Annotated in this window: 25 protein-coding genes; 11 read left to right on the top strand and 14 right to left on the bottom strand. The window is 43.1% G+C overall.

Going from position 1 to position 25,955, the window contains the following annotated elements:
• Positions 1–436 precede the first annotated feature (436 nt).
• A complete protein-coding gene (gene cobA, locus GGQ60_RS03160) occupies positions 437–1,201 on the bottom strand; it encodes a uroporphyrinogen-III C-methyltransferase (protein ID WP_183759931.1) in 765 nt (254 codons plus the stop codon).
• A gap of 250 nt (positions 1,202–1,451) precedes the next feature.
• Between cobA and nirB the strand changes: the two genes are divergently transcribed.
• The 7 genes from nirB to GGQ60_RS03125 all read left to right on the top strand — a co-directional run bounded on the left by nirB (position 1,452) and on the right by GGQ60_RS03125 (position 11,900).
• On the top strand, positions 1,452–3,965 hold the full coding sequence (gene nirB / locus GGQ60_RS03155; protein WP_183759930.1) for a nitrite reductase large subunit NirB: 2,514 nt from the start codon (positions 1,452–1,454) through the stop codon (positions 3,963–3,965).
• Complete coding sequence (gene nirD, locus GGQ60_RS03150) at positions 3,950–4,351, top strand: nitrite reductase small subunit NirD (RefSeq protein ID WP_229685075.1); 402 nt, start codon at positions 3,950–3,952, stop codon at positions 4,349–4,351. The genes nirB and nirD overlap by 16 nt, the downstream gene beginning before the upstream one ends.
• A gap of 57 nt (positions 4,352–4,408) precedes the next feature.
• The gene (locus GGQ60_RS03145) at positions 4,409–4,804 is read left to right on the top strand and encodes a hypothetical protein (protein ID WP_229685074.1); all 396 of its coding nucleotides are present in this window, start codon (positions 4,409–4,411) and stop codon (positions 4,802–4,804) included.
• Between the two features lie 38 nt (positions 4,805–4,842).
• On the top strand, positions 4,843–6,210 hold the full coding sequence (locus GGQ60_RS03140; protein ID WP_183759929.1) for an MFS transporter: 1,368 nt from the start codon (positions 4,843–4,845) through the stop codon (positions 6,208–6,210).
• Between the two features lie 36 nt (positions 6,211–6,246).
• Complete coding sequence (locus tag GGQ60_RS03135) at positions 6,247–9,777, top strand: nitrate reductase (RefSeq protein WP_221235862.1); 3,531 nt, start codon at positions 6,247–6,249, stop codon at positions 9,775–9,777.
• A gap of 134 nt (positions 9,778–9,911) precedes the next feature.
• Positions 9,912–10,415, top strand: coding sequence for a nitrate reductase associated protein (locus tag GGQ60_RS03130; protein WP_183759928.1), 504 nt, complete (start codon positions 9,912–9,914; stop codon positions 10,413–10,415).
• A gap of 3 nt (positions 10,416–10,418) precedes the next feature.
• A complete protein-coding gene (locus GGQ60_RS03125) occupies positions 10,419–11,900 on the top strand; it encodes a rubredoxin (protein WP_183759927.1) in 1,482 nt (493 codons plus the stop codon).
• Here GGQ60_RS03125 and GGQ60_RS03120 read toward each other — a convergent pair.
• The 3 genes from GGQ60_RS03120 to GGQ60_RS03110 are packed head-to-tail and all read right to left on the bottom strand — an operon-like array spanning position 11,895 to position 12,965.
• On the bottom strand, positions 11,895–12,116 hold the full coding sequence (locus GGQ60_RS03120) for a glycosyltransferase family protein (RefSeq protein WP_183759926.1): 222 nt from the start codon (positions 12,114–12,116) through the stop codon (positions 11,895–11,897). The genes GGQ60_RS03125 and GGQ60_RS03120 overlap by 6 nt on opposite strands.
• 42 nt (positions 12,117–12,158) lie before the next feature.
• Positions 12,159–12,308, bottom strand: coding sequence for an NTP transferase domain-containing protein (locus GGQ60_RS03115; protein ID WP_183759925.1), 150 nt, complete (start codon positions 12,306–12,308; stop codon positions 12,159–12,161).
• Between the two features lie 12 nt (positions 12,309–12,320).
• Entirely contained in the window at positions 12,321–12,965 is a 645-nt protein-coding gene (locus GGQ60_RS03110) for a Crp/Fnr family transcriptional regulator (RefSeq protein ID WP_229685073.1), read from the bottom strand.
• A gap of 645 nt (positions 12,966–13,610) precedes the next feature.
• Here GGQ60_RS03110 and GGQ60_RS03105 point away from each other — a divergent pair.
• Entirely contained in the window at positions 13,611–13,961 is a 351-nt protein-coding gene (locus tag GGQ60_RS03105) for a nuclear transport factor 2 family protein (protein WP_183759923.1), read from the top strand.
• A 553-nt stretch (positions 13,962–14,514) separates the two neighbouring features.
• Here the strand turns inward: GGQ60_RS03105 and GGQ60_RS03100 are convergent.
• From GGQ60_RS03100 to GGQ60_RS03075, 6 genes are all read right to left on the bottom strand, one after another.
• The gene (locus GGQ60_RS03100) at positions 14,515–15,000 is read right to left on the bottom strand and encodes a hypothetical protein (protein WP_183759922.1); all 486 of its coding nucleotides are present in this window, start codon (positions 14,998–15,000) and stop codon (positions 14,515–14,517) included.
• A complete protein-coding gene (locus GGQ60_RS03095; RefSeq protein WP_229685072.1) occupies positions 14,987–15,550 on the bottom strand; it encodes a C40 family peptidase in 564 nt (187 codons plus the stop codon). The genes GGQ60_RS03100 and GGQ60_RS03095 overlap by 14 nt, the downstream gene beginning before the upstream one ends.
• On the bottom strand, positions 15,469–15,843 hold the full coding sequence (locus tag GGQ60_RS03090) for a hypothetical protein (protein WP_183759921.1): 375 nt from the start codon (positions 15,841–15,843) through the stop codon (positions 15,469–15,471). The genes GGQ60_RS03095 and GGQ60_RS03090 overlap by 82 nt, the downstream gene beginning before the upstream one ends.
• 67 nt (positions 15,844–15,910) lie before the next feature.
• Positions 15,911–16,549: a DUF6266 family protein gene (locus GGQ60_RS03085; protein ID WP_183759920.1), complete on the bottom strand. Its 639-nt coding sequence runs from the start codon at positions 16,547–16,549 to the stop codon at positions 15,911–15,913.
• Positions 16,550–16,939: 390 nt separating this feature from the next.
• Positions 16,940–17,302: a helix-turn-helix domain-containing protein gene (locus GGQ60_RS03080; RefSeq protein ID WP_229685070.1), complete on the bottom strand. Its 363-nt coding sequence runs from the start codon at positions 17,300–17,302 to the stop codon at positions 16,940–16,942.
• A 183-nt stretch (positions 17,303–17,485) separates the two neighbouring features.
• The gene (locus tag GGQ60_RS03075; protein ID WP_183759919.1) at positions 17,486–17,644 is read right to left on the bottom strand and encodes a hypothetical protein; all 159 of its coding nucleotides are present in this window, start codon (positions 17,642–17,644) and stop codon (positions 17,486–17,488) included.
• Between the two features lie 139 nt (positions 17,645–17,783).
• Here GGQ60_RS03075 and GGQ60_RS03070 point away from each other — a divergent pair, with 139 nt between their 5' ends.
• The 3 genes from GGQ60_RS03070 to GGQ60_RS03060 all read left to right on the top strand — a co-directional run bounded on the left by GGQ60_RS03070 (position 17,784) and on the right by GGQ60_RS03060 (position 19,368).
• A complete protein-coding gene (locus tag GGQ60_RS03070) occupies positions 17,784–18,362 on the top strand; it encodes a Crp/Fnr family transcriptional regulator (RefSeq protein WP_183759918.1) in 579 nt (192 codons plus the stop codon).
• A 121-nt stretch (positions 18,363–18,483) separates the two neighbouring features.
• A complete protein-coding gene (locus GGQ60_RS03065) occupies positions 18,484–18,921 on the top strand; it encodes a MauE/DoxX family redox-associated membrane protein (protein WP_183759917.1) in 438 nt (145 codons plus the stop codon).
• Between the two features lie 123 nt (positions 18,922–19,044).
• Complete coding sequence (locus GGQ60_RS03060; protein ID WP_183759916.1) at positions 19,045–19,368, top strand: hypothetical protein; 324 nt, start codon at positions 19,045–19,047, stop codon at positions 19,366–19,368.
• A 38-nt stretch (positions 19,369–19,406) separates the two neighbouring features.
• On the opposite strand, the gene GGQ60_RS03055 is transcribed toward GGQ60_RS03060, so the two are convergent.
• From GGQ60_RS03055 to GGQ60_RS03040, 4 genes are all read right to left on the bottom strand, one after another.
• Positions 19,407–20,765, bottom strand: a complete 1,359-nt coding sequence (locus GGQ60_RS03055) for a RagB/SusD family nutrient uptake outer membrane protein (RefSeq protein WP_183759915.1) — start codon at positions 20,763–20,765, stop codon at positions 19,407–19,409.
• Positions 20,766–20,774: 9 nt separating this feature from the next.
• Positions 20,775–23,972 carry a SusC/RagA family TonB-linked outer membrane protein gene (locus tag GGQ60_RS03050; protein WP_183759914.1) on the bottom strand — a complete coding sequence of 1,066 codons (3,198 nt, stop codon included), beginning with the start codon at positions 23,970–23,972 and terminating at the stop codon, positions 20,775–20,777.
• Positions 23,969–25,330, bottom strand: coding sequence for a TlpA family protein disulfide reductase (locus GGQ60_RS03045; RefSeq protein WP_183759913.1), 1,362 nt, complete (start codon positions 25,328–25,330; stop codon positions 23,969–23,971). The genes GGQ60_RS03050 and GGQ60_RS03045 overlap by 4 nt, the downstream gene beginning before the upstream one ends.
• A gap of 180 nt (positions 25,331–25,510) precedes the next feature.
• Positions 25,511–25,792, bottom strand: coding sequence for a hypothetical protein (locus GGQ60_RS03040; RefSeq protein ID WP_183759912.1), 282 nt, complete (start codon positions 25,790–25,792; stop codon positions 25,511–25,513).
• Positions 25,793–25,955 lie beyond the last annotated feature (163 nt).

Raw genomic sequence — 25,955 nt, 5'->3', positions numbered from 1 at the left:
TGCCTATCGATATTTGCTGTGGCATACGTCATTGGAGATTTGTATTTTACTCCTTTAAATTCCGGACGAAACTGAGCTATTTGCGCCAGCGCCGAATTTATAAGTGGATGATATGTTCTTCTGCAAAAGCCGTAAAAATTATCATTTCCTGTGCCTGTTGGATTACCATCTTGAATTTTTTTTGTGAAAATCTATGCCCACACCATATCCACAGTGGTCGCTGTCATCAAGCTGACCGGTAATTGATCTTGAGAAAAGTATAGTATTTGGATACTGGGCCCATCAAAACGGAGCGCCCCAGTGACGAAGAAAATCTGCAGCAGAAGGCTAAGCGTTCAGGAGGAGGTAACGACTTAGCAAAAAATCCGGCAGCCAGATTCGCGTACAGTTTGGAGCGAAACGGACTGTAGAGTTTTAGTGAAATAAGCAGAACTACCTACGCCGACAATAACTCCCCCTGATTTAATTTTGCGTAAGCCTTTGCTTGTACCACATTACCAATAATGATAATGGCCGGATAGGTTAAGCCCGCTTCTTCAGCAGATTGCTGTAAATTTTGCACTGAACATACCACTTGTTTTTGGGTAGGAAGTGTAGCATGCTGAATAATGGCTGCCGGCATCACACCTAAACCTGCGTCACAATAAGCTTTAGAGATTTCGCCAACTTTTTTCATGCCCATATATATTACAACTGTAGCCGAACTTTTCATGGCGCATTTTAGGTCGTTAGTTAAACTTCCATCCTTCTTGGTCCCAGTAAGTATCCATACACTTTCACTAATACCACGGTGCGTTAAAGGCACATCTATAAAACCTGCACCCTGCATACTGCTGATACCCGGAATGTAATGGCATTTAATGCCCCTAGCCTCCGCATAAATTAATTCTTCGAATCCTCTACCAAAAATAAAAGGGTCCCCTCCCTTTAAACGTACAACAACGTGAAAATTTTGGGCATTTTCGACAATTAATTCATTTATTTTCTCTTGTGGCGTGTATTTTCCATAGGGTTGCTTACCAACATAGATCATTTTACATGTTTTAGGAGCAATTTCTAACAATTTTTCGTTACTTAAGTTATCATAAAGAATAACATCAGCTCTTTTTAACACATTAAGAGCCTTAACAGTGATCAATTCCGGATCTCCAGGACCTCCACCCATTATAAAAAGCCCAAAATCAGCAGTATTTTGATTCATAATTTTAATGATTTAACTATTTAAGCATAAAAGTGATAAAAATTTATTAAAAAATTAAATATTTTATGATAAAAACAATAAAAAATAAACTTTTAAAACAATTAAAACATATATTTGAATATCAAAAATCATATAAATGGGAAATTATTAATTTTTAAAACGATTATTTGATAACAAATACACTCAAACAAACAATTAAGGATAAAAAATAACCAAAAGAAACTAAAGTCACTAAACACCTTTAAGATTTATGAAAGAACCGCAAATAATCGTTATAGGAAATGGAATGGTGGGATATAAATTCTGCGAAAAGCTTAGATCAAAAACTTCTTCTTTTAATGTTATTGTTTTTGGAGAAGAACCCCGAAGAGCTTACGATCGTGTGCATTTAAGTGAATATTTTAACGGTAAAACAGCCGAAGACCTCTCTCTTTCTACAGAAAACTGGTATCAGGAACAAAACATTACCCTATTTCTCAATAACCCGGTTACAGAAATAGATCGCGAACAGCAAAAAGTTTATACAGCTAATGGTTTAGATTATAGCTACGATATTCTTGTCTTTGCTACAGGCTCTGGTGCTTTTGTGCCCAATATCCCTGGAACTGAGAAAGAAGGTGTTTTTGTTTACCGTACAATAGAAGACCTTGACCTGATCAGCAGTTATGCAAAAAAGGCTCGAACAGCTTCAGTTATTGGAGGTGGTTTATTAGGGCTCGAAGCGGCTAAGGCATTAATTGATCTGGGTATCGAAAAAACCAGTATTATTGAATTTGCGCCACGCTTAATGCCAAGGCAAATTGACGCTGCAGGCAGTGATATGCTTAAATCGAAGCTCACAGACTTAGGTTTGCAGATCCACTTAAATAAAAACACCACAAGCATTGAAGGCGATGGCTGTATTACCGCATTAAAGTTTAGCGATGATACCGTTTTAGATGCTGATATGCTGGTCATTTCTGCTGGTATAAAACCACGTGATGAACTGGCAAAGGCCTGTGGTATCGAGGTTGGTCCACGCGGTGGTATTGTTGTTGATCAAAAAATGCAGACCAATGATCCAGCTGTTTTTGCCATCGGCGAGTGCGCTTTGTACGATGGAATGATTTATGGTTTAATTGCACCGGGTTACGAAATGGCCGAAGTATTAGCCGCAAACCTTTGCGAAGGTGATAAGGCATTCACAGGATTTGATATGAGCACCAAACTCAAACTAATTGGCATTGATGTGGCCAGTTTTGGCGATAATTTTATTACCGAACCAGATTGCCGTACCATCATCTTCGAAAACAAACACAAAGGGGTTTATAAAAGAATAAATGTTAGTAATGACGGGCAATACCTTTTAGGAGGTATATTAATTGGAGATGCAACAGCATATAACCTGCTGTTGCAAACCTCTAATAACCGCATTGTATTGTCAGAAAACCCTGAAGAACTGATACTGGCCGCAAGTGGTGGAAGCGAACCAGCAAGCGGAACTGGAATTACAAGTTTACCAGACAGTGCACTGATCTGTAGCTGCGAAGGCGTTAGCAAGGGCGATATCTGTTCGGCAGTCGCCAATGGCTCCTGCGAAAACATCGATGAGGTGAAAAAATGCACCAAAGCGGGCACAGGTTGTGGTGGTTGCTTGCCAATGGTTAAAGATTTAATGACCTATACCTTAAAATCACAGGGCAAATATATCAAAAATGTAATTTGCGAGCATTTTAACTATAGCAGGCAGGAACTTTATGACCTCATCCATATCCACGAATTAAAAAGCTATGATGCGGTATTAGATGCGTTAGGCAAAAATGATGGTTGTGAGGTATGTAAACCATTAGTGTCATCACTCCTGGCCAGCCTTTGGAACGAAATGATCCTTAAAAAAGGAAATGATGTAGCCCAAGATAGTAACGACCGTTTTCTGGCCAACATTCAAAAAGGTGGCTCATATTCTGTAGTACCGAGGGTTCCGGGCGGCGAAATTACACCCGACAAATTGATTGTGATTGGCGAAGTAGCTAAAAAATACAATCTGTACACTAAAATTACCGGGGGTCAGCGTATAGACATGTTCGGTGCACACCTTAACGACCTTCCTATTATCTGGGAAGAATTGATTGCTGCAGGTTTTGAAAGTGGACATGCTTATGGAAAAGGCTTAAGAACGGTTAAAAGTTGCGTAGGTAGTACCTGGTGCAGGTTTGGTCTGCATGACAGCGTGAGTTTTGCCATCAGAATTGAAGAAAGATACAGGGGCATACGCGCACCGCATAAGTTCAAATCGGCGGTAAGTGGCTGTATTAGGGAATGTGCCGAGGCACAAAGTAAAGATTTTGGCATTATTGCCACAGAAAAAGGCTGGAATTTATATGTGTGCGGAAATGGTGGAAGTAAACCGCAACACGCACTTTTACTGGCAACAGACTTAGATACCGAAACCTGCATCAAATACATCGATAGATTTTTGATGTTTTACATCCGTACTGCCGATCCACTTACCAGAACAGCAACCTGGCTCAACAAAATGGAAGGCGGAATAGATTACCTGCGAAATGTAATCATCAACGACAGTCTAGGGATGGCAACCCAATGGGAAAATGAAATTGAGAAGTTAATCGCCTCCTATAAATGCGAGTGGAAAGAGGCAGTTGAAAACCCTGCAATCAGAAAACGCTTTTCTCATTTTGTAAATGCACCTGAAGACAAAGATCCTACTATTGAATTTGTTGAAATGCGTGGACAAAAAAGAACGGCCGAATGGAAAACAGTTTAATCAATAACCTTTCCAAACCTTATAAAAACCTAAAAATTATGAATGAACAATCAAATTGGCTAGCAGCCTGCCGAGTCGAGGATGCTATTGAGAATGGTGGCGTATGCGTAAAACATGGTGAAGATCAGATTGCACTTTTCTATTTCACCAGAAGAAATGAATGGTATGCCACTCAAAATGAATGCCCGCATAAAAAGCAGATGGCACTAAGCCGTGGAATGATTGGCTCCGCTACCGATGAACCTAAGGTAGCCTGCCCTTTCCACAAAAAAACATTCTCATTGAGTACTGGTGAATGTCTAAGCGGCGACGAATGCGCCATAAAAACCTATCCCGTAAAGATAGAAAACGGAACTGTTTACATTGGTACAACGCCAAAATCTTAACCTGCTCCAAAAGATTTAAACTTTTCCGGATAAAAATTTAACCCAAACCAAACCGACATGAAAATTTCTAATTCTGTAGCCACAACAGGCTGCCTTGCACTTACCTTGTTCTTTTTTTCTGCTAAATCGCAAACTAAAGCAGTTTTATTCGATGGTACTATCGTGGCCGGATATGTTGATCATGGTGCGTTTATAAACTGTACAGGACCCAGTATCAAATTCAGCAAAAAACCTTATGCCGTTTTATTGGGATTGTTACCCAGTTTAAGAATCAAAGAAGATAAAGTGGCCACAGGAGCGCCAAAAAATGCAGCCCTTACCCCCAACCTTGGTTTTGGCTTAACAACGGTATTTCGCCATATAGCCTTACAGGTACCGCTATACTACAACCCTAAAACCGCAGTCAAAAATGGCGAGTGGAATGTCGGCGTAGGTTTAGGCTATAAATTTTAAAAGAAACCATTTATTTATTTACGCTTAAACAGACCGTTATGACACTAAACTCCATTACCAAACCGCTAGATAAATTAAATATATTTTCGCTTAAAGGTGTTCAAATGAAAACCTTTCACATCACCTGGCTAACTTTCTTCTTTTGCTTTTTTGCCTGGTTCGGCATGGCCCCCTTAATGAAAATTGCAAGAGAGCAGCTTCACCTCACTAAAGATCAGGTCGGCAATATCCAGATTGCATCTGTATCAGCCACTATAGTTGCCCGTTTACTCATTGGACGGCTCATTGATAAATTTGGCCCTAAACTCATCTACACCTGGCTTTTAGTGCTTTGCGCCATTCCGGTCCTCTTAATCGGAACCAGCCATTCTTATGCTTCATTTTTACTTTTCCGTCTGGCCATTGGCGTAATCGGCGCCTCATTCGTAATCACTCAATTTCATACCTCTGTTATGTTTGCACCGGAAATTAAAGGAACAGCAAATGCAACAGCGGGAGGTTTTGGAAACGCTGGCGGCGGTGCAGCCAATTTGTTTATGCCTTTAATTGCATCAGGTTTTACAGCCCTTGGCTTTTGCAGCACCGAAGACAGCTGGCGTTATGCGATGATTTTTCCTGGTGTAATGCTTTTGATCTGTGCTTTTTTATATCACCGTTATACTTTAGATACCCCACAGGGAGATTTTAAGGATTTAAAAGACGAAAACATAAAAAGCACTAAAAACACCTTCTTAATTGCAGCGAAAGATTACCGTACCTGGATTTTAACCATTGCTTACGCGGCCTGTTTTGGTGTAGAAATTACCGTAGATAACTTTGCACCGATATTTTTTACTGATTCATTCGGCGCAACAATAGCCATAGCGGGAATGGTTGCAGGCATTTTTGGCTGGATCAATGTTTTTGCCAGACCATTAGGTGGTATTGTTGCTGATAAAATCGGCAAAACCCGGGGATTTGATGGCAAAACACTTTTGCTTGCCTTACTCCTATTGATAGAGGGAATCGGTTTAATCTGGTTCGCAAAATCGGGCAATATCGGGATGGCCATTTTTATGATGTTTGTTTTCGGTTTAAGTTTAAAAATGGCAAATGGAGCAACCTACAGCCTAGTTCCTTTCATCAATCCGCTTGCAGTTGGCAGTGTAGCAGGCATTGTAGGTGCAGGTGGCAATATTGGCGCTATGCTTATTGCCTTTATGTTTAAAGCTAAAGCCGGTCACGCGACTAAAAATATAATCGAAAACGGACATAATGTTCAAAAAGACCTGATCGATTACACCGGTGCATTTACTTTTCTCGGTTTTATCATTCTAGGAATTGGTATTGCAGTATTCATTTTCAGAACCATTATGGCACAAAAAGCAGCCGAAATAGAAGACCTGGTGCTTACCCCCAGCAAATAAACAACGTCAATAAAATATACCTTACGGACCGATCATTTGAAAGAACAAAAAAACATATCGCAAAACAAAACAACTACCTGCTGCTATTGCGGTGTAGGCTGTGGCATTGTGGTACACAAAGATATCCATGAGCGGGTAACGGTTGAAGGAGACAAAAACCACCCTGTAAACAAAGGAATGTTGTGCAGTAAAGGTATGAATCTTCATTACACAGCGAATGACAAAAGCGACAGGCTGCTTTACCCCGAAATGCGCTATAACAAAAATATGCCCCTCCAAAGAGTAAGTTGGGATACCGCATTAGAAAGAACAGCAGCTGTTTTCAAAGCGCTTATTAAAAAACATGGCCCTGATAGCGTGGCTTTTTATGCCAGTGGACAGTGTTTAACAGAAGAATATTACGTAGTAAATAAATTAATTAAAGGATTTATCGGCAGCAATAATATCGATACCAACAGCCGCTTATGTATGAGCAGTGCGGTTGTTGGTTATAAAATGAGCTTGGGTGAAGATACCGTGCCTATTAGTTACGATGATATTGAAATTGCCGATTGTATTTTTGTTGCAGGCGCAAACCCGGCATGGTGCCATCCTATCCTGTGGCGCCGGGTTGAAGCCGCAAAACAAAAAAATCCTGACCTAAAGATTATTGTAAGCGACCCGCGAAAAACGCAAACCTGCTCGCTCGCCAATGTTCATCTGCAGCTCAATCCAGGTACAGATATTACCCTCCACCACGCCATTGGCAGATGTTTAATTGAAAATGGAAAAATCGACACTGATTTTATCATCAACAGCACCAATGGTTATGAAAAATACCATTCTACTGTTTTCTCAACCTCTTTAGCAGAAGCGGCAGCAACTTGCGGCGTAACAGAACATGATATTCGTTTAGCGGCATCTTACATTGGGAATGCAAAAGGTTTTATCAGCATGTGGACTATGGGACTTAACCAAAGTGTAGTAGGTACCAATAAAAACCTTTCGTTAATCAACCTAAACCTCATTACCGGCCATATCGGTAAACCTGGAAGTGGACCTTTTTCACTTACCGGACAGCCAAATGCCATGGGCGGACGAGAAGTTGGCGGCTTAAGTAATTTATTGCCTGCGCACCGTGTTTTAGCTAGTGAAAGTCACCGGAATGAGGTCGAAAAATTTTGGCAGATCCCATTGGGTACCATTCAATCTAAACCAGGCTTAACCGCAACAGAAATGTTTGATGAACTGAATACCGGAAAACTCAAAGCGATATGGATTTTATGCACCAATCCTTTAATCAGCCTTCCTGATGTTCGTATAGCCGAAGAAGGATTAAAAAAAGCAAAATTTGTGGTTGTTCAGGATATTAGCAATACCGCAGAAACCCTAAAATATGCTGATGTGGTATTGCCTGCAGCCGCCTGGATAGAGAAAGAAGGCACCATGACCAATGCAGGACGTTATATTTCTTACCTCAGCAAAGTAACGGAAGCACCCGGAGAAGCCTTACCAGATTCAGAAATTATCTGCCGGTTTGCAAAAAAAATGGGTTATCGCGGCTTCGATTTTAAAAATACAGGCGAAATATATAACGAGCATGCGGCCCTAACAGAAGGAACCAACATTGATATCAGTGGATTAAATTATACGATTCTAAGAGAAAAAAGAGCTGTTCAATGGCCATACCCAAAAACGGAAAAAGCACTTGGAACAGCTAGATTATTTACCGATCATCAATTTTACACGCCAGATAAAAAAGCGAATATTTTATCATTTGATGATCAGAACCAATCGGAAGCTTTAACACCAGAACATCCGCTGATTTTAACCACGGGAAGAATCAGGGATCAATGGCATACCCGAAGCAAAACAGGCAAGGTAAATAAACTGAACCAACACATTAGCGAATCTTTTTTAGAAATCAACCCAGTTGATGCTGAAGCTCGGAGCGTTAAGAATAATGATATTGTCGAAATTTCAAGTTTACGTGGAAATGTTCGTGTAAAAGCAAAATTTTCGGAAGATATTAAACCCGGAGTGGTTTTTATACCCATGCACTGGGGCAAAATCTTAAAAAGTGATCTAAACCGGGCGAACAACCTCACCAATAACCTGGTTGACCCACAAAGCAAGGAACCCGATTTTAAATTTAGCGCCGTAGAAGTAAAATTACATCAAAAAGCCCGGCAAAAGATCATTGTTATTGGTGCGGGGGCTGGTGCATGTGGTTTTGTTAAAAGTTACAGAGCCTTAAACACAGAAGATGATATTGAGATCTTTAGTAAAGAGAATTACCCTTTTTACAACAGGGTACTTCTTCCCGATTATATTATTGGCACTTTACCCTGGCATAACCTCATTAAAATGAGCGATAGTGAGGAAACCGATTATAGAATTAAACTGCACCGTGGCTTAGGTATCGAAAAGATCAACAAAGAGAGTAAAACCGTTATCGATAGTAACGGACAAACCCACCATTACGACATCCTGCTCCTGGCCACCGGAAGCAGGGCTTTTATGCTTAAAGATATCCCGAAACTAAACGGCATATTTACCATGCGAAGCCGTAATGATGCCGACAGTTTTAAAAAACACGTGGATACCACAAACGGAAAAGTAGTAATTATTGGGGGCGGTTTATTGGGGATCGAATTGGCTGCATCTTTGGTCGAAACAGGATCAAAAGTAACCATTATCCAGCGTATATCGAGATTGATGGGGCGTCAGTTGGATGCATTAGGCAGTCAGTTACTCCATGAAGAACTGCTCAGCAAAGGCATTGAGATTTTTTACAATGATGAAGTAGGCCGGATTATCGGAGAAAAAAGCATTTCGGGTATCCGTTTAAAAAGTGGCCTATTGATCGATTGCGAATCTTTGGTGATCGCAATAGGCACCGTTCCGAATATAGAACTGATTAAAGAAGCAGGCATAGAGTGTAAAAGAGGTGTTATAGTTGATGAATACCTGAGAACAAGCGAAAGAGACATTTATGCCATTGGTGAAATTGCTGAATTTAAAGGCCATATGTACGGTATTACATCAGCAGCAGAACAACAGGCCGAAATAGTAGCCAGGTTTCTATGTGGAGATATTGCCAAATTTTACCAGGGCAGCCTGCTCATGAATATCCTTAAAATGCACAGTTTAGAACTCTGTTCATTAGGCTTGGCCGAAATACCGAACAACGATCCTACATATGAAGAAATTGTTTTCATAGACAAAGCGAAACGTTACTACAAAAAATGTATCGTACACAATGATAAACTGGTTGGAGCCATATTAATTGGCGATAAAAGTGAGTTTTTAGAGTTCCGGAACCTGATCGAAAATAAAATGGAGTTGAGTGAAAAGCGGCTTCAATTGTTAAGGAGTGGCAAAACAACCGAACCTATTATTGGCAAAACCGTATGCAGCTGTAATAATGTTGGCGAAGGTAACCTGATCAATAAAATTAAAGACGGCTGTAAAGATCATTTGCAGCTCTGCCAGTTAACTGGTGCCGGAATGGGTTGTGGCAGTTGCAGGCCAGAAGTAAAAGCAATTTTGGATTCGTTTGTAAACGTTTTAAAAATGGAAGCTTAACCTGCTTTGGCAAAGGTATAACAAATCACAAAAACGATCGTCATCCTGTGCCGAATGTTCGGGGTCAGGATCTATCCAATAAAAAAATGCCGAAAAGAGTTTAGCGTGACCTAAACTATTAAAACATAAAAAAGATGAAAGTAAAAATTGGTCCTTCAGAATTTAAAAACCTAAAAGGAATTGAATATTTTAAGTTCGAAGAAGATTTTATTGAAGAAAATGTGCGGTGTATCCCGATGATCGTCCGTTTTAAAATGGATGCCGCAGGAATAAAACTAAAATTGGTAGAATGGAGCAAATTCCATCCATCAGAAAAAATCCGGTTGGCTCTACTTCCTGTCTCAGCTCAAGAACAAACAGACAAGTATCGTCAATTTCTGATTGGCTTGATTACGAAATATACTGGAAACCAAGCTACCACACTAGCTATTGATCCGTTACCCGATTGGGGAAACCTGCATCAAATACCATTAATACTACAAGAAAAATCCGAAGAATTCCAGTTTAAACTATCAATTATGCAATGGCGAAAACTAACTAATATCCAGAGATTTGCACTTTTAAAATTATGCCGACCAGGGCATGAAAACAAGAATTTCCAAAAAGCCATAATAGAATTCGGACTTCTAAATAGTTAAACTATGTATCAAACCATCATCATTAACTTTCCAGGAGGAATCATATCACCCGGAAACCTGTATAACATCCTGGTTGCGGCAACAAAAGCGCGGATCCAATATGTGCGTTTTGGATTGCGCCAACAGTTATTGATTGATACGACAACCTACAATATTACCATATTTACAGGTGAAATGGATAAACTCAGGATCGCTTATGAAGTTGGCACCAGTAATTTCCCGAATATTATCAGTTCTTATCCTGCTGAAGATATTTTTATCCGTAAAACCTGGCTTACTGAAGGTGTATATAAAGATGTTTTAGATGATATCGACTTTAAGCCTTCTGTTAAAGTCAACATCTGCGATAGCGGCCAAAGTTTTACCCCAATGTTAACGGGTAATATCAACTGGATCGCCTCTTCACGATCCGAACATTATTGGCATTTAATTATTCGCTTTCCAAAAACCAATGTAACCTATGAATGGAACCAGCTTTGTTACACCAATCATATCGCAAAGGTTACCAAAGCGTTGGAGGGTATTATCAAAAACAATCAGTCACAGTTTATAGATAATCCACAAGCCAACGGTGAAGCGCTCTTTGCACTTTTAGATCAGGAAAACTTTATTCTTAAACCTGCTGAAAACACGGTATCCCTATCATCATTTAACTTACCTTATTACGAAGGTTTAAATCGGTACAACAACAAATATTGGTTGGGTATTTACAGGCGTGATGAGCTGTTCAGCATTGCATTTTTAAAGAAACTCTGTCAGCTTTGTTTAGATACCAAACTTGGTCAGTTGTGCTGTACATCCTGGAAAACCATCATAATAAAAGGAATCGATGAAAAAGATAAAAACCTTTGGAACAGTTTGCTCGAAGAATTTGAGATCAATATGCGGCATGCCGCCAATGAGCTTAACTTTCAGGTAGAAGATAACTGTAACGAAGGTCTAATATTAAAAAATTTCCTTGTTAAACATTTAAGCATTGATGATACCGGGACGTTTGGAATCTGCTTTGGCATTAAAACGCGCAAAAAAAGTGAGGTCTTCTGTAGTATCCTCATCCAAAAACGCCACTTGATTAATGTATTAGGATTAAAATTACTCCCCGTTTACGATATCCTTTGTGCTAAAGATTTTAATCCCAACGAACGTACTGGTGAAATTTTTAGCAGAAGCAATCCCAGTTTTTTACTACCAGAACAAGTAAGGCGTTCGATATTTAAGTTTTACAAGTACCGTTTAAATGGCATTAAAAGAGGTAACCAAAAACAAAGCTTTCAAACTGAAGAAACAATAAAAAAAGATGGCGAGTTTTTATACCAGTGTAACAGCTGTTTAACGGTGTACAACGAGTACCTTGGCGAAATTGAAAACAACATTAGCCCAGGTACGGCATTTAAAGATTTACCGGAAGGTTATTGTTGTGTGCTTTGTGAAGGAGAAAAGAGGAATTTCACCAAGATTGATCAATCAGTATTACAGCTTTTATAAATCAATGGGGATCTTCACCCTGAATTTAGTTTTGAAAATATAAGCATCGAAAGTATCGTCAGCCCTAAACGAACGGATTAGTTTTTCAAGAAATTTGATTTCTATCAATAACATATCGCAGCCCAATAAAAACAAATCTTCTTCTGGATTTGATGAATGAGCAGAAAGTACGCCCAATAGAGGACCTTTAATATCAACCGATTGATTATCTATCATCGACTGCTCATTGCCGAAATAGTCGGTAGATGTTGATTGCTGCTATGGATTAACCGAAAAATTTACCAGGAGATCAAGCACACTTAATTTATCAGCCGCCACCTGCGCCCAAAGTTTATCTTGATGGATGAGCAAACCTTTATCGGTACCCATCCGTAAACTCTGCCCACCACATAAAACGATTCCCAACATACAAACTTTAATTTATTTCTTACTCACATCTACTAATCCAGCCTCGTTTAAAATACCAATTTGCTTTCCTTTCACTACTATTAATTTTTCAGCGAGCAGTTCATTCATCGTCCTAAAAACGGTTTCGTAAGTGGCACCAGTAAATGCAGCGAGATCTTGGCGGCTTAATGCCAGATTTAAAAAGCCTTCTGCATCTAAGCCAAATTGATTTCTCAACCCCAAAATAGCTACGGCAAGCCTTCCTTTAACCGACATTAAAGCTAAATTCCGCATTTTCTTTTCTGAAGCGTGCAGTTCATCAGCATAAAACATCAGTAAACCGTAAGCAAATTCCTGGTTAACTTTTATGGTACTTTTAAAAAAGTCGATAGCTACAAAACAAAGTTTAGTGGTTTCTAAAGCCGTCGCAGATATTGGATAAGTAGAAATGCTGCTGCTGATTCCCCTATGTCCGATTATGGCACCATCATTCGCAAAGCGTAAAATCAATTCTTTATCGCCCCATTGTTTATGGACTTTAACGTTGCCGGAAGTAACAAAATAAACACCGCTCACCGGATCGCCCTCCTTGATAATTACCTCCCCCTTTTTAACGATAAAGTTCCGTTTATGCCGCTCAATTACAGGATGCCATTCTTTTAATGTGAGTTGGCACATAAAGCAGGTTTTAAGATCGCAGTTATTATTTTTCTTCATATTTTATTAGGGATGTTGGGTAAAAATAGCAAATCATTACACAATTATTTGGCATCGTAAGCAAATTCGGCGATTCTTCATTATTGTTGAAATTTTACAATAATAAAATTCACTGAAAGAGAACACTTAGCATTTTTATGAGCATCCTTATCGAAGTTTAAAGATATGCCATCAAATTATACTTTTGCGCTATGGTGTATGTTCAGTGAAGGTGGTCTTACCCTCTTTTGGTGATCAATCCGGTGCCAATACCAGTTTTTCTGAGTAAATCGAAGCTTACCCTTCCATACATTTTGACATTTAATGGTCTTCAGTTGGTTAACATCATTCTCGACCAGACCACTGCTCCAATATATATTGATGACATTTTCAATAGAGTGAAGATCAGGCAACAATCCTATGGAGAAACTTTTCAAATCTTCAATAACCGAATGGTTAACTTCTGCAATCCATGCATTCAATTCATCGCCAGTATGAGATCGAAAAGAAGATTTTTGTTCACTGATCAAGTTATTTTATAGATGCAATGCGGACTTAATTTTTTTTAAAATCATAAACGGAATCAGGTTTGTTTAAATTAAGCAATACATCAATAAACGAATTAAGATGAATGCAGACAACAAGCAAATACTATTAAACGCAAATAGATGCGTTACTAAAGGCGACTATGAAGGCTTTCTACTATTTTGTACGGAAAATATAAAATACGAATTTATAGGCGACAAGACACTACAGGGAAAGGAAGCCCTCCGTGCATACATGAAAGAAGCGTATATCGAACCGCCAGTATTTAACGTCGAAAAGCTAATTGCCGAAGGCGATTTTCTGACTGCTATCGGCAAAATCAGCATGAAAGATAAAAGCGGGGAGATAATCGATTATTCTTATTGCGATGTATGGCGTTTTGATAATGGTAAAATGGCAGCGCTAAAAGCCTTTGTTATTAAAACACCTTAATTAGCGTTACTTTTCCTTCAAAACCCTTTTCCGAAATAGCACGGTCTCTGACAATCAAAGGATAACATGATCGCAAATCCTTTAGATAAGGATCATTATCAACTGTTAAATAAAGTAAAACAGGGCAAACTTCGATGAATGTAAACAATTGCTAAGCATAAAAATCTACATTCAAAATCATTTAAAACTAAAAATCAATAGGTTCGTTGAATAAATACCCATGCTTATGATAAATTCGCCATTGCATCGAATATGATTGTTTTCCATTATTTAAATATTGCATTAGATGAAATAATCAGTTTAATTACCTCATCAGCCAAAGCTTGGTTGCATTTGGCTGTTATTGCTATTCCCATTTCTGTAACCAAGGTGATGAAAGCCCCTTGTCTAGTCTGGGAAAAAAACTTTAACCGTTGCGATATAGTGTAAAGAAATTGCCAAACTAATTATACCGGGAGCTCCCTTCAGCCAAAATGATAGGGCAGTTAAGAACGAATAAGTGAGATCGGGGAAAATGTTCCCCAAGACCAACTTTGGGGAAACATTTACACATTCAACCAAAAGGCCATTTTTTAATGAGCCAGTAAACTAAACCAAACACCACTACCAGCCCTATGGCTAACAGGCCAAAACGCGACTTCCTACTTTTATCCACCTGCTGTGCTTTTGTTTTTAACACTGTGCTTTCCGTTCTGGTGGTTTGGCGCTGGAACTGATGGCCCGATTGCCGTTGCTGCTGCACAACCCGTTTTTTACCGGCTTTTCCGCTTAACACCACTTTTTCGGCCATGCCTTCGAAACCATTTTCGGCACTGTAGAGAAATTTCCCCAATGGGGTAATTCGCACCTCATATTCGCTGTTACTGGTATCGAGTAGAATGGTGTTTTCCTCTGCCCGGCTTTGCTCATTGTGGTGTTCCTGGTTATAGCTGTTCGATTGGAGATCTTGCAGTAGCAATGTCTTTTTGCTTTTTAACGAGCCGCATGCCAAAAGCATTGTACTCAATACGATCAAGAGCTTCAATTCAGATTTCATCATCTCCTCCTTTCCTATTGCTCCAATCGGCAAAGTATTTAACCGCTTTTAAAGCCCGCCGCTTTCGGTACACGCCATCTCCTTCCCTGCTGCCCGCCATATTGGTATTGCCCTCTATGGTAATCAGCCAATCGCCATCCCGCCGTTCTGCAAAACCACAGTGTGCTATGCGCTTCAACTGGTTAAAATAAATACCAAATACTACTGCGCGGCTAACCTCTTGGGTACGTTTATTTACCGGAAATAAGGCCGGGCTCCAGGCCGTGCGCGGTGCGCTGTAGCCGGCCTGTCCAAAAACCCAGCTTACAAAAGCCGCACACCAGGGGCTGCCCTCTCCAATATTTACATAGCGCAGGTAGGCAGCTACCCGCGGCCCGTCGTTACGGCCAGATGCTTCGCGTACGCCCAGTTCTTTTTTGGCTATCTGCAAAAGCTTTTCGCCATCGGCCGTTGCCCGGTTAGCCGCCGGTTTTATACTATTGCGGCCAGGCAGGCTATACCCGCCAAAAAGAGCAAAGCAAACGATGCCCAGAAAAAACCTAATTGTTGCCATGAGCTGAGTTGTTTAAACTGTAAAACCATATCTGTTAAGTTAAGCAGGCCAAGGGCCAGCCAAAAGCGGTACAAGAGCCACCAGGTCATTTGCAGCAGCGCTACATAACACAACAGGCTCAGCAAAATCAATTGCCAAATGCCTGCATCGAGCAGGGCAGCCGTGGGTTCGATGGTTGTTAAGATGTTGGGGAGTGTAAGCCAGCCCAAGATCAGGATCGTGGCCAGCATCAATTTCTCGAGCAACTGCTTTTTTGGCACCAGTGCCGTTAAAGCCATTTTTATCGTTTTCATTTTCTTTCTGGTTAAAATTGCCCAAGCCCGCATTATTGCGGGGCTTGGGCGGGTTAATCATCATTAATTAAGGCATGGTGTAGGTGCCCAGGTATTGGCTGTTTGCTACGGCAGTGGCGTCGCGGTTTACCGCAAAGGCCCATGCATGGAAAATATCGCCGCTAAAGCCGGCACCAATTACCGCTGTATAGGTTAATGCGGCGCGCTGCGCTTCTTCATACACCAGGTACATGTTTTTGGTGGCGTTAAAGAGCACAACGGTAAGCACATCATCGGTAAAGGCATTGTAACGGTTTAAAATACCCTGCCAGTTCAATAGCAGATCTGCACCCTGCAGGGCAGCGCTAAGGCCGTGAAAAATCGAGAGCGAACCCTTACTTAATACAACCTGCGAAAAATCGATCTCAAAATCAGGGTAGTTACCTACTACCGCCTGGTTTAAGAAAATCTTTACCGCCGCATTGTAGCCTGTGAGCTTGTTCAGCTGTTTATCTTTAAAGCCAATGTTTAAAATGTCCTTAATTGGGCTCAGGTAGAGCGCGGCAAGGGAAAACTTGCTGCGTTGTGCCAATTGCGGTTCAGTACTGGGTTTACTGCTCTTTTTAGGCAGACCCCTCAGGTAATCTACACTGCGCCAGGTACTGCCAATAACACTGCCTACCTTGCCGGAGAATGCGCCATTTACGCCTTTTGAATATCGTCCCATAATTTTTGTTTTTTAAGTGAAAAAATGTTAATTCTAAAAGGATTTCTATGATACCGGTATTGTTAAATCCATATCGCAAACCTAATGGCTTAGCCGTAATGCCACCTTATTTTGAGCTCAAATGAGCCAAATTGAGCCCATTACGGCTCATCTTGAACTGAAATGAGCCATGGATAGTACATTGGGCTGTACACGATAGAGGGTGGTTTTGGCAACCTGCCTGCAGGCAGCCTAACCCTAAATAGTGTGTATGCCGGCCCTAAACCAAGCCTGGCTTTACCTTTTAGGTAAACAAAAGGTAAAGCCGGGGTAACCATTGGGTAAGCCAGGGGTAAACCTGGGGTAAGCTTGGTACCAGCAAGGGGTAAAGAAAAGGTAAAGGATAGGTAATTAAATACGGCCCTTACGCTGGCTTTCCAGGTAGGCACCCAGCAGGTCTTTAAGGTAAAAACGATCGCCGCCAGGCAGTTTAATCGGTTTTAACGTACCATCTTTTACCTTACGTTTGTAGGTGCTTTCGCTTATTTTAAGGTAGTCTTTTACCTGCTGCCGGGTAAGCTGCGATTTAGGATCGCCAAAGAGGTCGATAAAGGTAAAGGCCAGTTGTTCTTTGTTGAGTACAAGGTAAATATTGTACATAATTTGTACGAGTGCTTCGAGGTTATTCATATGGTAAGATGTTTTAATCGTGGTAACCTCCTGCAGAAGGGTAAAACGGCGCACCGAAATACGCGACTGAAAGAATGTTTCCACCTGAAATTCAAACTATTAAGCCGGTTATACTGAAGTAACCAAAACAGGTTAAAATGATAGGTATTTCACTACCTGTCGTGGCGCAAAATAATGGCAGGTCCGGCTTAAAAGTCGCGATAAAATTTAAGTATGCTAAAGCGTTAATGGTTCGGGCCACCGCCTTGGGGCGGCTTGCCTTTAAGGTTAGGGATAACCCCTGCTCCGGCATATTAACCGGGGGTTGAAAGGGATACTGTGTAGCCTTTTAGGGCGGGTTTTCAGTGCAGCACCCGCAGGTTTATGCACTTCGGTAAATGGTTCAATTAATAGGGATGAAAAAGTAACTGCTGTTAATTTTTTCATCGTGTAAAATATTTATCTGTTTACAAATAAAACAATTTCGCCAGCATTTGTCAAGTGGGTACCGGGTTGCGCGGGGTTGCCGGGCCAGCAACTTGACAAGAACCTAAAAGCTTTTTTCTTTACCCGAAAAAAGAATATCATGGAAAACGAAAGCTATTTTAAAAAAATCGGGGTTTACCTCAGCACCTCCTACGCGTTAAGATGTTACCTGGGCTACATCCAGGAAGAGCACGTGTTTAAAAAGAAACAGGTTATCAATGTTTCTGACCGATACTTTTCTACTTTACTCTTTGTGGGTACAGGTACGCTGAGGTTATATGCCGTTAAAAACGAAGAAGAAGCCACCATCCTGTTCTGGCAAAAAGGCCAGTTTATCCCACCAATGCACACGCTGGGCCAAGACACGCAAAAAGAAATTTACATCGAATTTCTGGAAGAAACTACCCTGATTGGCTACTCCGAAAAACACACCACCAACCTGTATAAATTGTTTCCTGAGTTTCAGGAACTTATCAGCAAACTTTATCAACAACAGGTAACAGAACTGATTATGCATGCCCAATCGCTGGCACATCTCAATGCCAGCGGCCGTTTTAATGCGCTCATGAAATCGAAACCAGCACTGTTTAACCTCTGCGAACTCAAAATAATTGCCAATTATTTGGGCATCCATCCAAAAGTGTTAAGCCGTTTAAGGGCAGAAGCCGTAAAAAAGTAGTTTACATTACCCCTATTCCATTTGCCACCGCTTGTTTGGTAACTTATATGGCCTTCGGTTAGAACAGCCTGCACCGAACTTTATAGCAGATTTAATATATCTCCCTAAAAAAATAAAGTTTATGCAAGTAAATTTAACCAAAAGCGCCTATTGTACAGGTTACCTCCTGCTCATTGTTTTATGGGGCAGCACCGCCGCAAGTAAACTGGGCGATCTTAACGAATTTAAAACCGAACTGGCCAAACAAGTTTTCTCTGAAAAATTTGCTGCATGGCTGCTAATTGCCGTCCCCTCTGCAGAACTTATTGCTGCAACCCTGCTTGCCTTTAGCAAAACCAGGTTATACGGCCTCATTGTATCGCTGGTATTGATCGGCACTTTTACCCTTTACATTGCGCTCATCCTTGCAGGCTATTTTAACAGAGTACCCTGTAGCTGTGGGGGTGTACTAAAATGGCTCGGCTGGAAAACGCATCTCATTATTAACCTCGTATTTACTGCAATCACGATAACTACCCTATCTATTCACCTAAAGCGGGAGGTGCGTGACAAAGAGTAAAAGCCTAAACGGATACCGGTCATATCCAAATACAGAAAAAAAATCAACCGATCGAACGGCCACAGCAAAAGATCAACTTCATTCACCTTCCCAAAAATGATAAGGGAACCATTTTAAAAAAACATGTTAAAAAAACTAAACATTGGCCTTGTAGCCCTCGTATTGGGGTTCGGCCTAACCATTACCACAAGTGCATTTAAATCAGCCAAAACAGACATCCAGTGGAATTTCGTTGGCGACCAGCTATCTGACGCTACAAACGGCCATGAATATTCTACCACCATGAGCCCGCCTACCAGCTGTAACTCGGGCAGTGCCGCGCCTTGTTACCTGATTACACCCGAAACGGTTGATACGCAAGACAAGCTGACCGATTACATCCTCGATACCTACGGCAGCAGTGCAGCCGATGTTAGGGATGCTGCCCCGGCCAAACGCGCATTGTAAATAAACAAGGGCCTGGTGAAATTAACCGGGCCTTTGTTTTACCGTTCATTCTGTGGCATGCCGGTCAGGGCAATAATATCTTCGGGCAGCGGCAGCGCGTAACGCTTATCGTTTGGTTCCAAAGTATAAACGGTTCCGGCTATGGTACGGGTAAGCACTATACCCTGGCCATCAGCATTCAGCCGCTTAACATCTATCCACCTCAGCCCCCTCATTACCAATTCCTTCCTCCTTTCGTTTAACACCATGTTCAGCGCCGTGGCTTTGTTGGCGGCCGCCAAAGGTACAAATGTTCCGGTTTTAAACCTGGCTAACAAAAGCCTGTTCAGCGTCTGCATGCCTGCCTCTACTTTTCCGTTTCGCACCTGGCACTCGGCCAGGGTGAGGTACATTTCATCAGTGGCCAATCCGAAAAAAAGCGCGGGCTGGAAATAGGTGCCTTTAAAATAATAAGCGCCGCCGTTCTGTAAATAAAAAACCGGCTTCCTTAAATCATCAGCCTGGTAGCCTGATAAAAGCCCGGGAACAATTTTTGCCCTGGTGCTGCTTACAATGGTTGCAGGCGGCACAAAGGTGGCAAAAATCACTTCAGGGTTAAAAAGCGCCACCGGATAGCGGTCGGCTGCATTGAGTTTATTGTAATCCAAAAGTGCCGCATTAATCCGCAGGCAGGAATCGGCATAACTTTCGGCCGCCTCATAATTGCCCATGTACAAGAGGGTACGTGCCAAAAGCCCATAGGCACTGGCCTTTGATGGCCTCGTGGCACTTAATGCCTTTTCGGGCAAAAGCGGTACCGCTGCTTTTAAATCGCTTAGTACCTTGTGGTACCCCTCGTGCACAGTGGCCCTGGTTGATGGGGTATTAAAATCGGCTTGTGGGCGTAGCGGGATCCCCAGATCAGCAGGCGAAGAAACCTGGTAAGCCTTAGCCCAAAGGCCCATCCCCTGCAAAAAGCATTTGGCCCGGTATACCAGCGCCTGCCCTTTTACATTGTTAAAGGCGGCATCCCTGGTTAGGGTTGATGCTTCCAAACCCTCCAATACCGCATTACAGGCATATACTGCTTTGTACAGGTAAGCCCAATCGTTACTTCCCGGTTCAAACAAATTATCTTTTTGCCAGCTGTACATCCTGCGCTCATACTCACCTGGCAAGGCAGCAAGATCGGCATCGGTAAGGTAATAATCATCGGCCGAGATTTCTGCCGAGATCAGGTCGTTCGCGCTGAGCACCCCGAAATTATCCATCAGGGCCTGAAAATCGCCCAGGGTTGAGGGCACCACCAGCCGCTGATCGGGTTTTTCATCCAAAAGCTGCTGGCAGCCCGCTATCCCAACAGCAAAAGCAGCCAGCAATAGCCAATAGTTAAAATGTTTTCTCTTTTTTATCATCATAATTTTTTTTTAAAGGCCTGCCCTTAAGCCGAAAGCCAAGGTTTGGCCCGGCGGTAAGTTAAAGCCGCTGGTTACATATTCAGGGTCGAGGTGATGTTTATTTGCCCTGTAAATGATCCCTACATTAGCCAGGTTGGCAAACAGGTGGAGTGTTTTTAAACTGATCTTTTTTGTCAGGGATTTTTGAAAAGCGTAATCCAGGTTAATGTATTGTATGCGGATATGGTCGCCCTTATCAATCAGTACCTCAGCAAAGCGGTAAAAAGACTCCCTGCTGCCCGAAACCGGATAGGGCATTGAAGGCACCTGGGTAAATTGCTCATCACCCGGGGCTTTCCAGCGGTTACTATAATCGGCATGGCCCCTACCGCTGGCAAACAGGCTGCTGTAATCAATCCCCTTGCGCCTGAAATAATAACCCAACTTAAAACTGAGTGCTACCGACAGCATAAAACCTTTATACCCGAAATCGTTTACCATGTTGCCGAAATAGCGTGGCAGCGCCGAACCATGAAATACCAGGTCAGGCAGTTTAGTGCTGCTGATGATACTGCTATAGGCCTTGCTCGGCTGGCCGTTTAAAAAACCCATGGGTTCGCCCGTTGTCCCATCGAGCCCTGCCCAGCGGTACGAAAAAATGGAATATACCGGCAATCCTTCCACGCCCGATACCACCGCATCAGCCTGTAAAAAATTGCTTCCCTGTACCGATGGCAGGTAATATTTAACCACTTTATCTTTATACACCGAAAGGTTAAGCGTGGTGCCCCAGGTAAAGCTGCCCTGCAGGTTCGTGGCATTCAGTTGCAGGTCTAAACCGTTCCCTTCAATTTCGGCAACGTTGCGTAATACCGTAGTGCCTACCCCGGTGGTATAATCGATGGGGTAAACGCCAAACAGATCTGAAGCATGTTTTTGATAATACTCTACACTGCCCGATAGCCTGGCTTTAAACAAACTAAAATCGAGCCCCACGTTCAGCATCCTTACCGTTTCCCAGCGCAGCCCGGGGTTGGCATATTTATCGAAAATGGCATATGGCGATAATGTATAAGGCGAATTTACCTGGTAACGGATGGTATTTACCCCACTCATAGACGGATCGGCATTGCCGCTAAAACCCAGGGTTGATCGCAGTTTCAGCTGGTCTACAAAACCTACGTTAAAAAAAGGCATTTTGGAAATATCCCAGCCCAGGCCTACGCTCCATAAAGGTTTCCATTTATTGTTGGTGGCTATGCCGAAGAGATTAGACGCATCGGCCCGGGCACTGGCCGATAGCGTATAGGTATTGTTTAAAGTATAGGCCACATTAACGAATTGCGAGAAATAGTTATTGGCCGACTGGCTTAAACCATTACCATCGGGTATATAGGCGGCGCTCCCGGTAACCGAATTGGGGAACGTACGCGTATAATCTACCTGCCCGGTGGTGAGTTTATCGGTATCCAAACCGTACATCCTGCCCGATGCCCCGGTAGACCGGGCTTTCCTCCACTCCAGCCCAAGCAAAGCATCGAGCCGGTGCGCCGCCCATGCCCGGTTAAAATCGAGCTGGCCGCGGTACTGTTCAAATCGCAACCGCGCCTCGTTTCTGTCTAAAATGGCACCTACCGGTATAGGGTAGCTTACCGCCCCGCCTATACCCACCTGGGCAAAACTGTTAATCAGGTTACGGGTATAATAGCTGCCTAAAGCCTGTAAAATTTCCCGGTTGGTACGCTGCTCTTCTATATTGTATTTAAGCGATGCTTTAAAACCCAGTGGCAGTTGATAAGCCAGGTCGAAACCGGCCACGAGGTCGGTAAGCCTGGTTACATTATCGGTGTATTGATCATCCAACAGCGGATAATACGACCAATCTAACAGCTGCGCTACCGCTGGCGAAGCCAGGTAGGCTGCCCGGTAATTTTTGGTAATGGGCAAAGGGTTACCAGCAGCATCGGCAAAAGCCGCGTAAGGATAGAGAGACGATGTGCTCGTTATGCCGCCAATGCCCGGCCGGCCCGCCGTAACTTTGCCGCCCGTATAACTGAACACCGTATTCAAATTCAGGTTGCGCAGCAACGTTAAACTGTTGCTCAGCCTCAGGTTCTGCCTGGCATTCTGCCCATCCAGGTTATCTGTATTATGGTTATAACCTGACGAAATGAGCCAGGCATGCTTTTCGCTCCCGCCCGATAGCGCGAGGGCGTATTGCTGGTTAAGCCCAGTTTGATACACATAACGGTTAAAATCGTCGTAAACGTCGTGCGCGGCAAAGCCTGCCTTGGCCTGTAACAGATCGGCATCTGATAGTTGGCCCGCAGCATTCAAAATCAGCAGCTCTACAAAAGGCGTTAAGGCAGGTTTCTGTGTAGAATTGATCAGGCTGGTATAATAGCCCTTGCCGTATAAAAACTGTTCTACCTCCAATGCATCGGCTGATGAAATGCGTTGCTCATACCGCAGATTGGGCTTTTGCACTGCGCCTATACTAGCCGAAAAGCTGGCGGAAAATGGCGTATTCTTTTTGCCTTTTTTGGTGGTAATTACTACCACGCCATTCCCCGCACGGGTGCCCCATATCGATGCGGCCGCAGCATCTTTTAAAACGGTAATGCTTTCTACCTCTTCGGGGTTGATATTGGCCATATCGCCTGCATAGGGGAAATCATCCACCACGATGAGCGGATCGCGCGGCCCGCGGATGGTGCTCGTGCCACGTATCGAAAACTTACCTGTTGCCGAGGTACTTCTATCGAAAGTGAGCCCGTTGCCAATGGCCTCCAACCTGTCGAGGATGTTTTTGCCCACCTGCTGATCGAGCCTGGCTTTATCCAGCCGATCAAACGACCCGGTGGCCCGGGTGCGATCCAGCACCTGGTAACCGGTGCTTACCGTTACCTCGTTCAACTGGTTATCGGCCGGGAGTAAGCTGGCCACAAATGTTTTTGCTAAAGGGATAGTAATTGCAATGGAATAGGTTTTAAAGCCCACCGCACTAGCCATAAAACGGTAAGTACCGGCAGGCAACATAAGCGAAAACCTGCCCTTGGCATCCGTTTGGGTTTTATGTGCCTTACCATCGGCCCCTATAAGCTCGATATTTGATAAAACGGCAGTACTATCAGCAGCGCTTAATGTTGTACCGCTAAAGCTGAGTTGCCCCAAAGCCAATAGCGGGCAGCAGCTTATCAATAAGATTGTAAAGTATATATTTCTCATCGCGGTTTGTATAAAGTTGGTTTAGTTGCCTGGTCGCTGATCAACATTATCATTATTTTTTTCTTCGCCGGCCGCAGGCGCAGGCCATAAGGCCCAAGCCCGGCATTTACCTCCTGCAGGTTGCCCGTTCTGCTGATCCTGACCGATATCCGTTCGCTGATGTCGGTGTGGTTCATTACCGGTAGGCTGTTCCACGTCAGGTTTTCGAGCCGATCGGCCAGTGCATCAACCGGAACATTTTTTAAGTTTAATGCCCCCTGCTGGCCTGCACCTTTTACCAAACTTTCATCACCATCGTGATTTAAAGGCGTACCTGCGGTACTGTAACGCTCCAGTATAAGGCAGTTGGTTTTTTCGGTTTTAAAAGTGGCCACATAGGGCGAGTAGGTATTCAGGTCATGGAGCATCATGGAGTATAACTGGGCCGAAAAGCGTTCGGGTACCACAAATTCGTAATTGTATGTATCCTGTAAAAAGCCTGCCTCGCTAGCGCCCGCATACCTGATCTGTTGATCTGAAAAGCGCCACCCCAAAGCCCGTTGCAGCTGCCTGGCTATGGTGCTGTACAGGCTAAAAAAACCGGTATTGGTAAAGGCACGCCCTACCAACGCACCCGATTTAGCTTTACGGAACTGTGTGCCGCTGGCCAGGCCAGATACCCGCCCCTGGGTTAACAGGCTGTACTTTTGCAAACCTTCAGTTGGGAAATCGGCCGAACTGAATAAAGGCAAAGCCGGGTCGATATTCTTTTTGTTGGTGAAGGCGCTACCCTCTCCCTGCAGTGCCTGCAACAATTTCGCTTCTTCCAGTTCTTCTTCGCCGGTAATGGCCAGTACCCTACCATCTCTCCCGATCCATACATAATGCGGTATGGTGCGGTGCGGGAAAGTGCGGTTCAGCAGTGTATCGGCCACAATAGCGGTAAAGGCCTCGCCATGCTCATTCTTTCTTTTCTGCAGAAATGCGCTTGCCCTGGCAAGAGGTTCGTTATTTACCAGGATGATCTGCAGATCGTGCTGGTATTGCTGCTGCAGGCTTTTCATTTTCGGGAAACTGGCAATACAGGGCACACAGTAAGTGGCCCAAAAATCGAGCAAGATCAGTTTGCCCCGGTAAGCATTGAGCCTTATTGGGCTGGCAAGGCTATCGGTTAAAAAAGCGTGGTTAGGGTACGCCCACACCCCGGCAGGAACGGCCTGGCCAACGGTAATCCCGCTGGCTGGCCTCGTTCCCTGTGCGGCAACCCTATTTGCGGTTAGGGCCGTAAACAGCAAAAAAAATAGCAATATGTTTAAAAGCCGATCGTAAAAACCGGGGCGTAGCCTCCCCTTTACGATCGCCATCGTGGTTTGGTTCATAGAAATTTTGGTTAAGTTGATTAAGAAAATCCCGATCGTTCGATCGGAAAAAAGGAACAAAATGCAGGGAACCAAATTGGTACTGCCTCAATAAAAACCCTTTCAACAGCCCCTGCACCGCCCAACCACTATACCGGGTTTTTCGGCTTTAAGGCATACAGCCTGTTAAAAGGGTAATAGTTACTTAATTTCATAACCCGCCTCCGCCTTATCGGTTAAATAAAAAGGTGCCATAAAATTCACATTACAATTTAAACCCCAGGCCGCCCTGCCGTAAACCGTACAGAAACAGGTAAAATCATCAGGCACTGGCTTCTCCCCGGCTGTATGCTGTGATGCCTGCCTTACCGCTGGCTTTGGCGCGTTACTGCCCACCGGCCAAACGCTCAGTACCGCAATGGGGCTATACAGAAAAGCCCAGCAAAGAAAAAAAAGCGGCAGGTAACGATGGTGAGGTTTCATGGTACAGGATTAAAATTTTAGCTGAAAAATGGCTTAGCGGCGAAATGCCTGCCATTGCGTTAAAAAAAAAGGCAAAAACCAGCCCCCCGCCTCAAAGAGGCAGCTACGGGAAACCGTATTGCGAATGAGGAAAAAGATGCTTACCTTGTGATTGCGAAACACC

The organism is Pedobacter zeae, from assembly GCF_014196715.1.
Classification (GTDB): Bacteria; Bacteroidota; Bacteroidia; order Sphingobacteriales; family Sphingobacteriaceae; genus Pedobacter; species Pedobacter zeae.
Note: the sequence above shows the minus strand (reverse complement) of the source record. Positions and strands in the feature narration are given on the sequence as shown.

Coding starts and splice junctions, on each gene's coding strand:
- GGQ60_RS03130 (WP_183759928.1), top strand. CDS start 9,912: ATGAAAGTAAAAATTGGTCCTTCAGAATTTAAAAACCTAAAAGGAATT.
- GGQ60_RS03115 (WP_183759925.1), bottom strand. CDS start 12,308: ATGTTGGGAATCGTTTTATGTGGTGGGCAGAGTTTACGGATGGGTACC.
- GGQ60_RS03065 (WP_183759917.1), top strand. CDS start 18,484: ATGCAAGTAAATTTAACCAAAAGCGCCTATTGTACAGGTTACCTCCTG.
- nirB (WP_183759930.1), top strand. CDS start 1,452: ATGAAAGAACCGCAAATAATCGTTATAGGAAATGGAATGGTGGGATAT.
- GGQ60_RS03100 (WP_183759922.1), bottom strand. CDS start 15,000: ATGATGAAATCTGAATTGAAGCTCTTGATCGTATTGAGTACAATGCTT.
- GGQ60_RS03090 (WP_183759921.1), bottom strand. CDS start 15,843: ATGAAAACGATAAAAATGGCTTTAACGGCACTGGTGCCAAAAAAGCAG.
- GGQ60_RS03085 (WP_183759920.1), bottom strand. CDS start 16,549: ATGGGACGATATTCAAAAGGCGTAAATGGCGCATTCTCCGGCAAGGTA.
- GGQ60_RS03040 (WP_183759912.1), bottom strand. CDS start 25,792: ATGAAACCTCACCATCGTTACCTGCCGCTTTTTTTTCTTTGCTGGGCT.
- GGQ60_RS03105 (WP_183759923.1), top strand. CDS start 13,611: ATGAATGCAGACAACAAGCAAATACTATTAAACGCAAATAGATGCGTT.
- nirD (WP_229685075.1), top strand. CDS start 3,950: ATGGAAAACAGTTTAATCAATAACCTTTCCAAACCTTATAAAAACCTA.
- GGQ60_RS03095 (WP_229685072.1), bottom strand. CDS start 15,550: ATGGCAACAATTAGGTTTTTTCTGGGCATCGTTTGCTTTGCTCTTTTT.
- GGQ60_RS03060 (WP_183759916.1), top strand. CDS start 19,045: ATGTTAAAAAAACTAAACATTGGCCTTGTAGCCCTCGTATTGGGGTTC.
- GGQ60_RS03125 (WP_183759927.1), top strand. CDS start 10,419: ATGTATCAAACCATCATCATTAACTTTCCAGGAGGAATCATATCACCC.
- GGQ60_RS03050 (WP_183759914.1), bottom strand. CDS start 23,972: ATGAGAAATATATACTTTACAATCTTATTGATAAGCTGCTGCCCGCTA.
- GGQ60_RS03070 (WP_183759918.1), top strand. CDS start 17,784: ATGGAAAACGAAAGCTATTTTAAAAAAATCGGGGTTTACCTCAGCACC.
- GGQ60_RS03110 (WP_229685073.1), bottom strand. CDS start 12,965: ATGTGCCAACTCACATTAAAAGAATGGCATCCTGTAATTGAGCGGCAT.
- GGQ60_RS03055 (WP_183759915.1), bottom strand. CDS start 20,765: ATGATGATAAAAAAGAGAAAACATTTTAACTATTGGCTATTGCTGGCT.
- GGQ60_RS03140 (WP_183759929.1), top strand. CDS start 4,843: ATGACACTAAACTCCATTACCAAACCGCTAGATAAATTAAATATATTT.
- GGQ60_RS03075 (WP_183759919.1), bottom strand. CDS start 17,644: ATGAAAAAATTAACAGCAGTTACTTTTTCATCCCTATTAATTGAACCA.
- GGQ60_RS03120 (WP_183759926.1), bottom strand. CDS start 12,116: ATGATAGATAATCAATCGGTTGATATTAAAGGTCCTCTATTGGGCGTA.
- cobA (WP_183759931.1), bottom strand. CDS start 1,201: ATGAATCAAAATACTGCTGATTTTGGGCTTTTTATAATGGGTGGAGGT.
- GGQ60_RS03145 (WP_229685074.1), top strand. CDS start 4,409: ATGAAAATTTCTAATTCTGTAGCCACAACAGGCTGCCTTGCACTTACC.
- GGQ60_RS03045 (WP_183759913.1), bottom strand. CDS start 25,330: ATGAACCAAACCACGATGGCGATCGTAAAGGGGAGGCTACGCCCCGGT.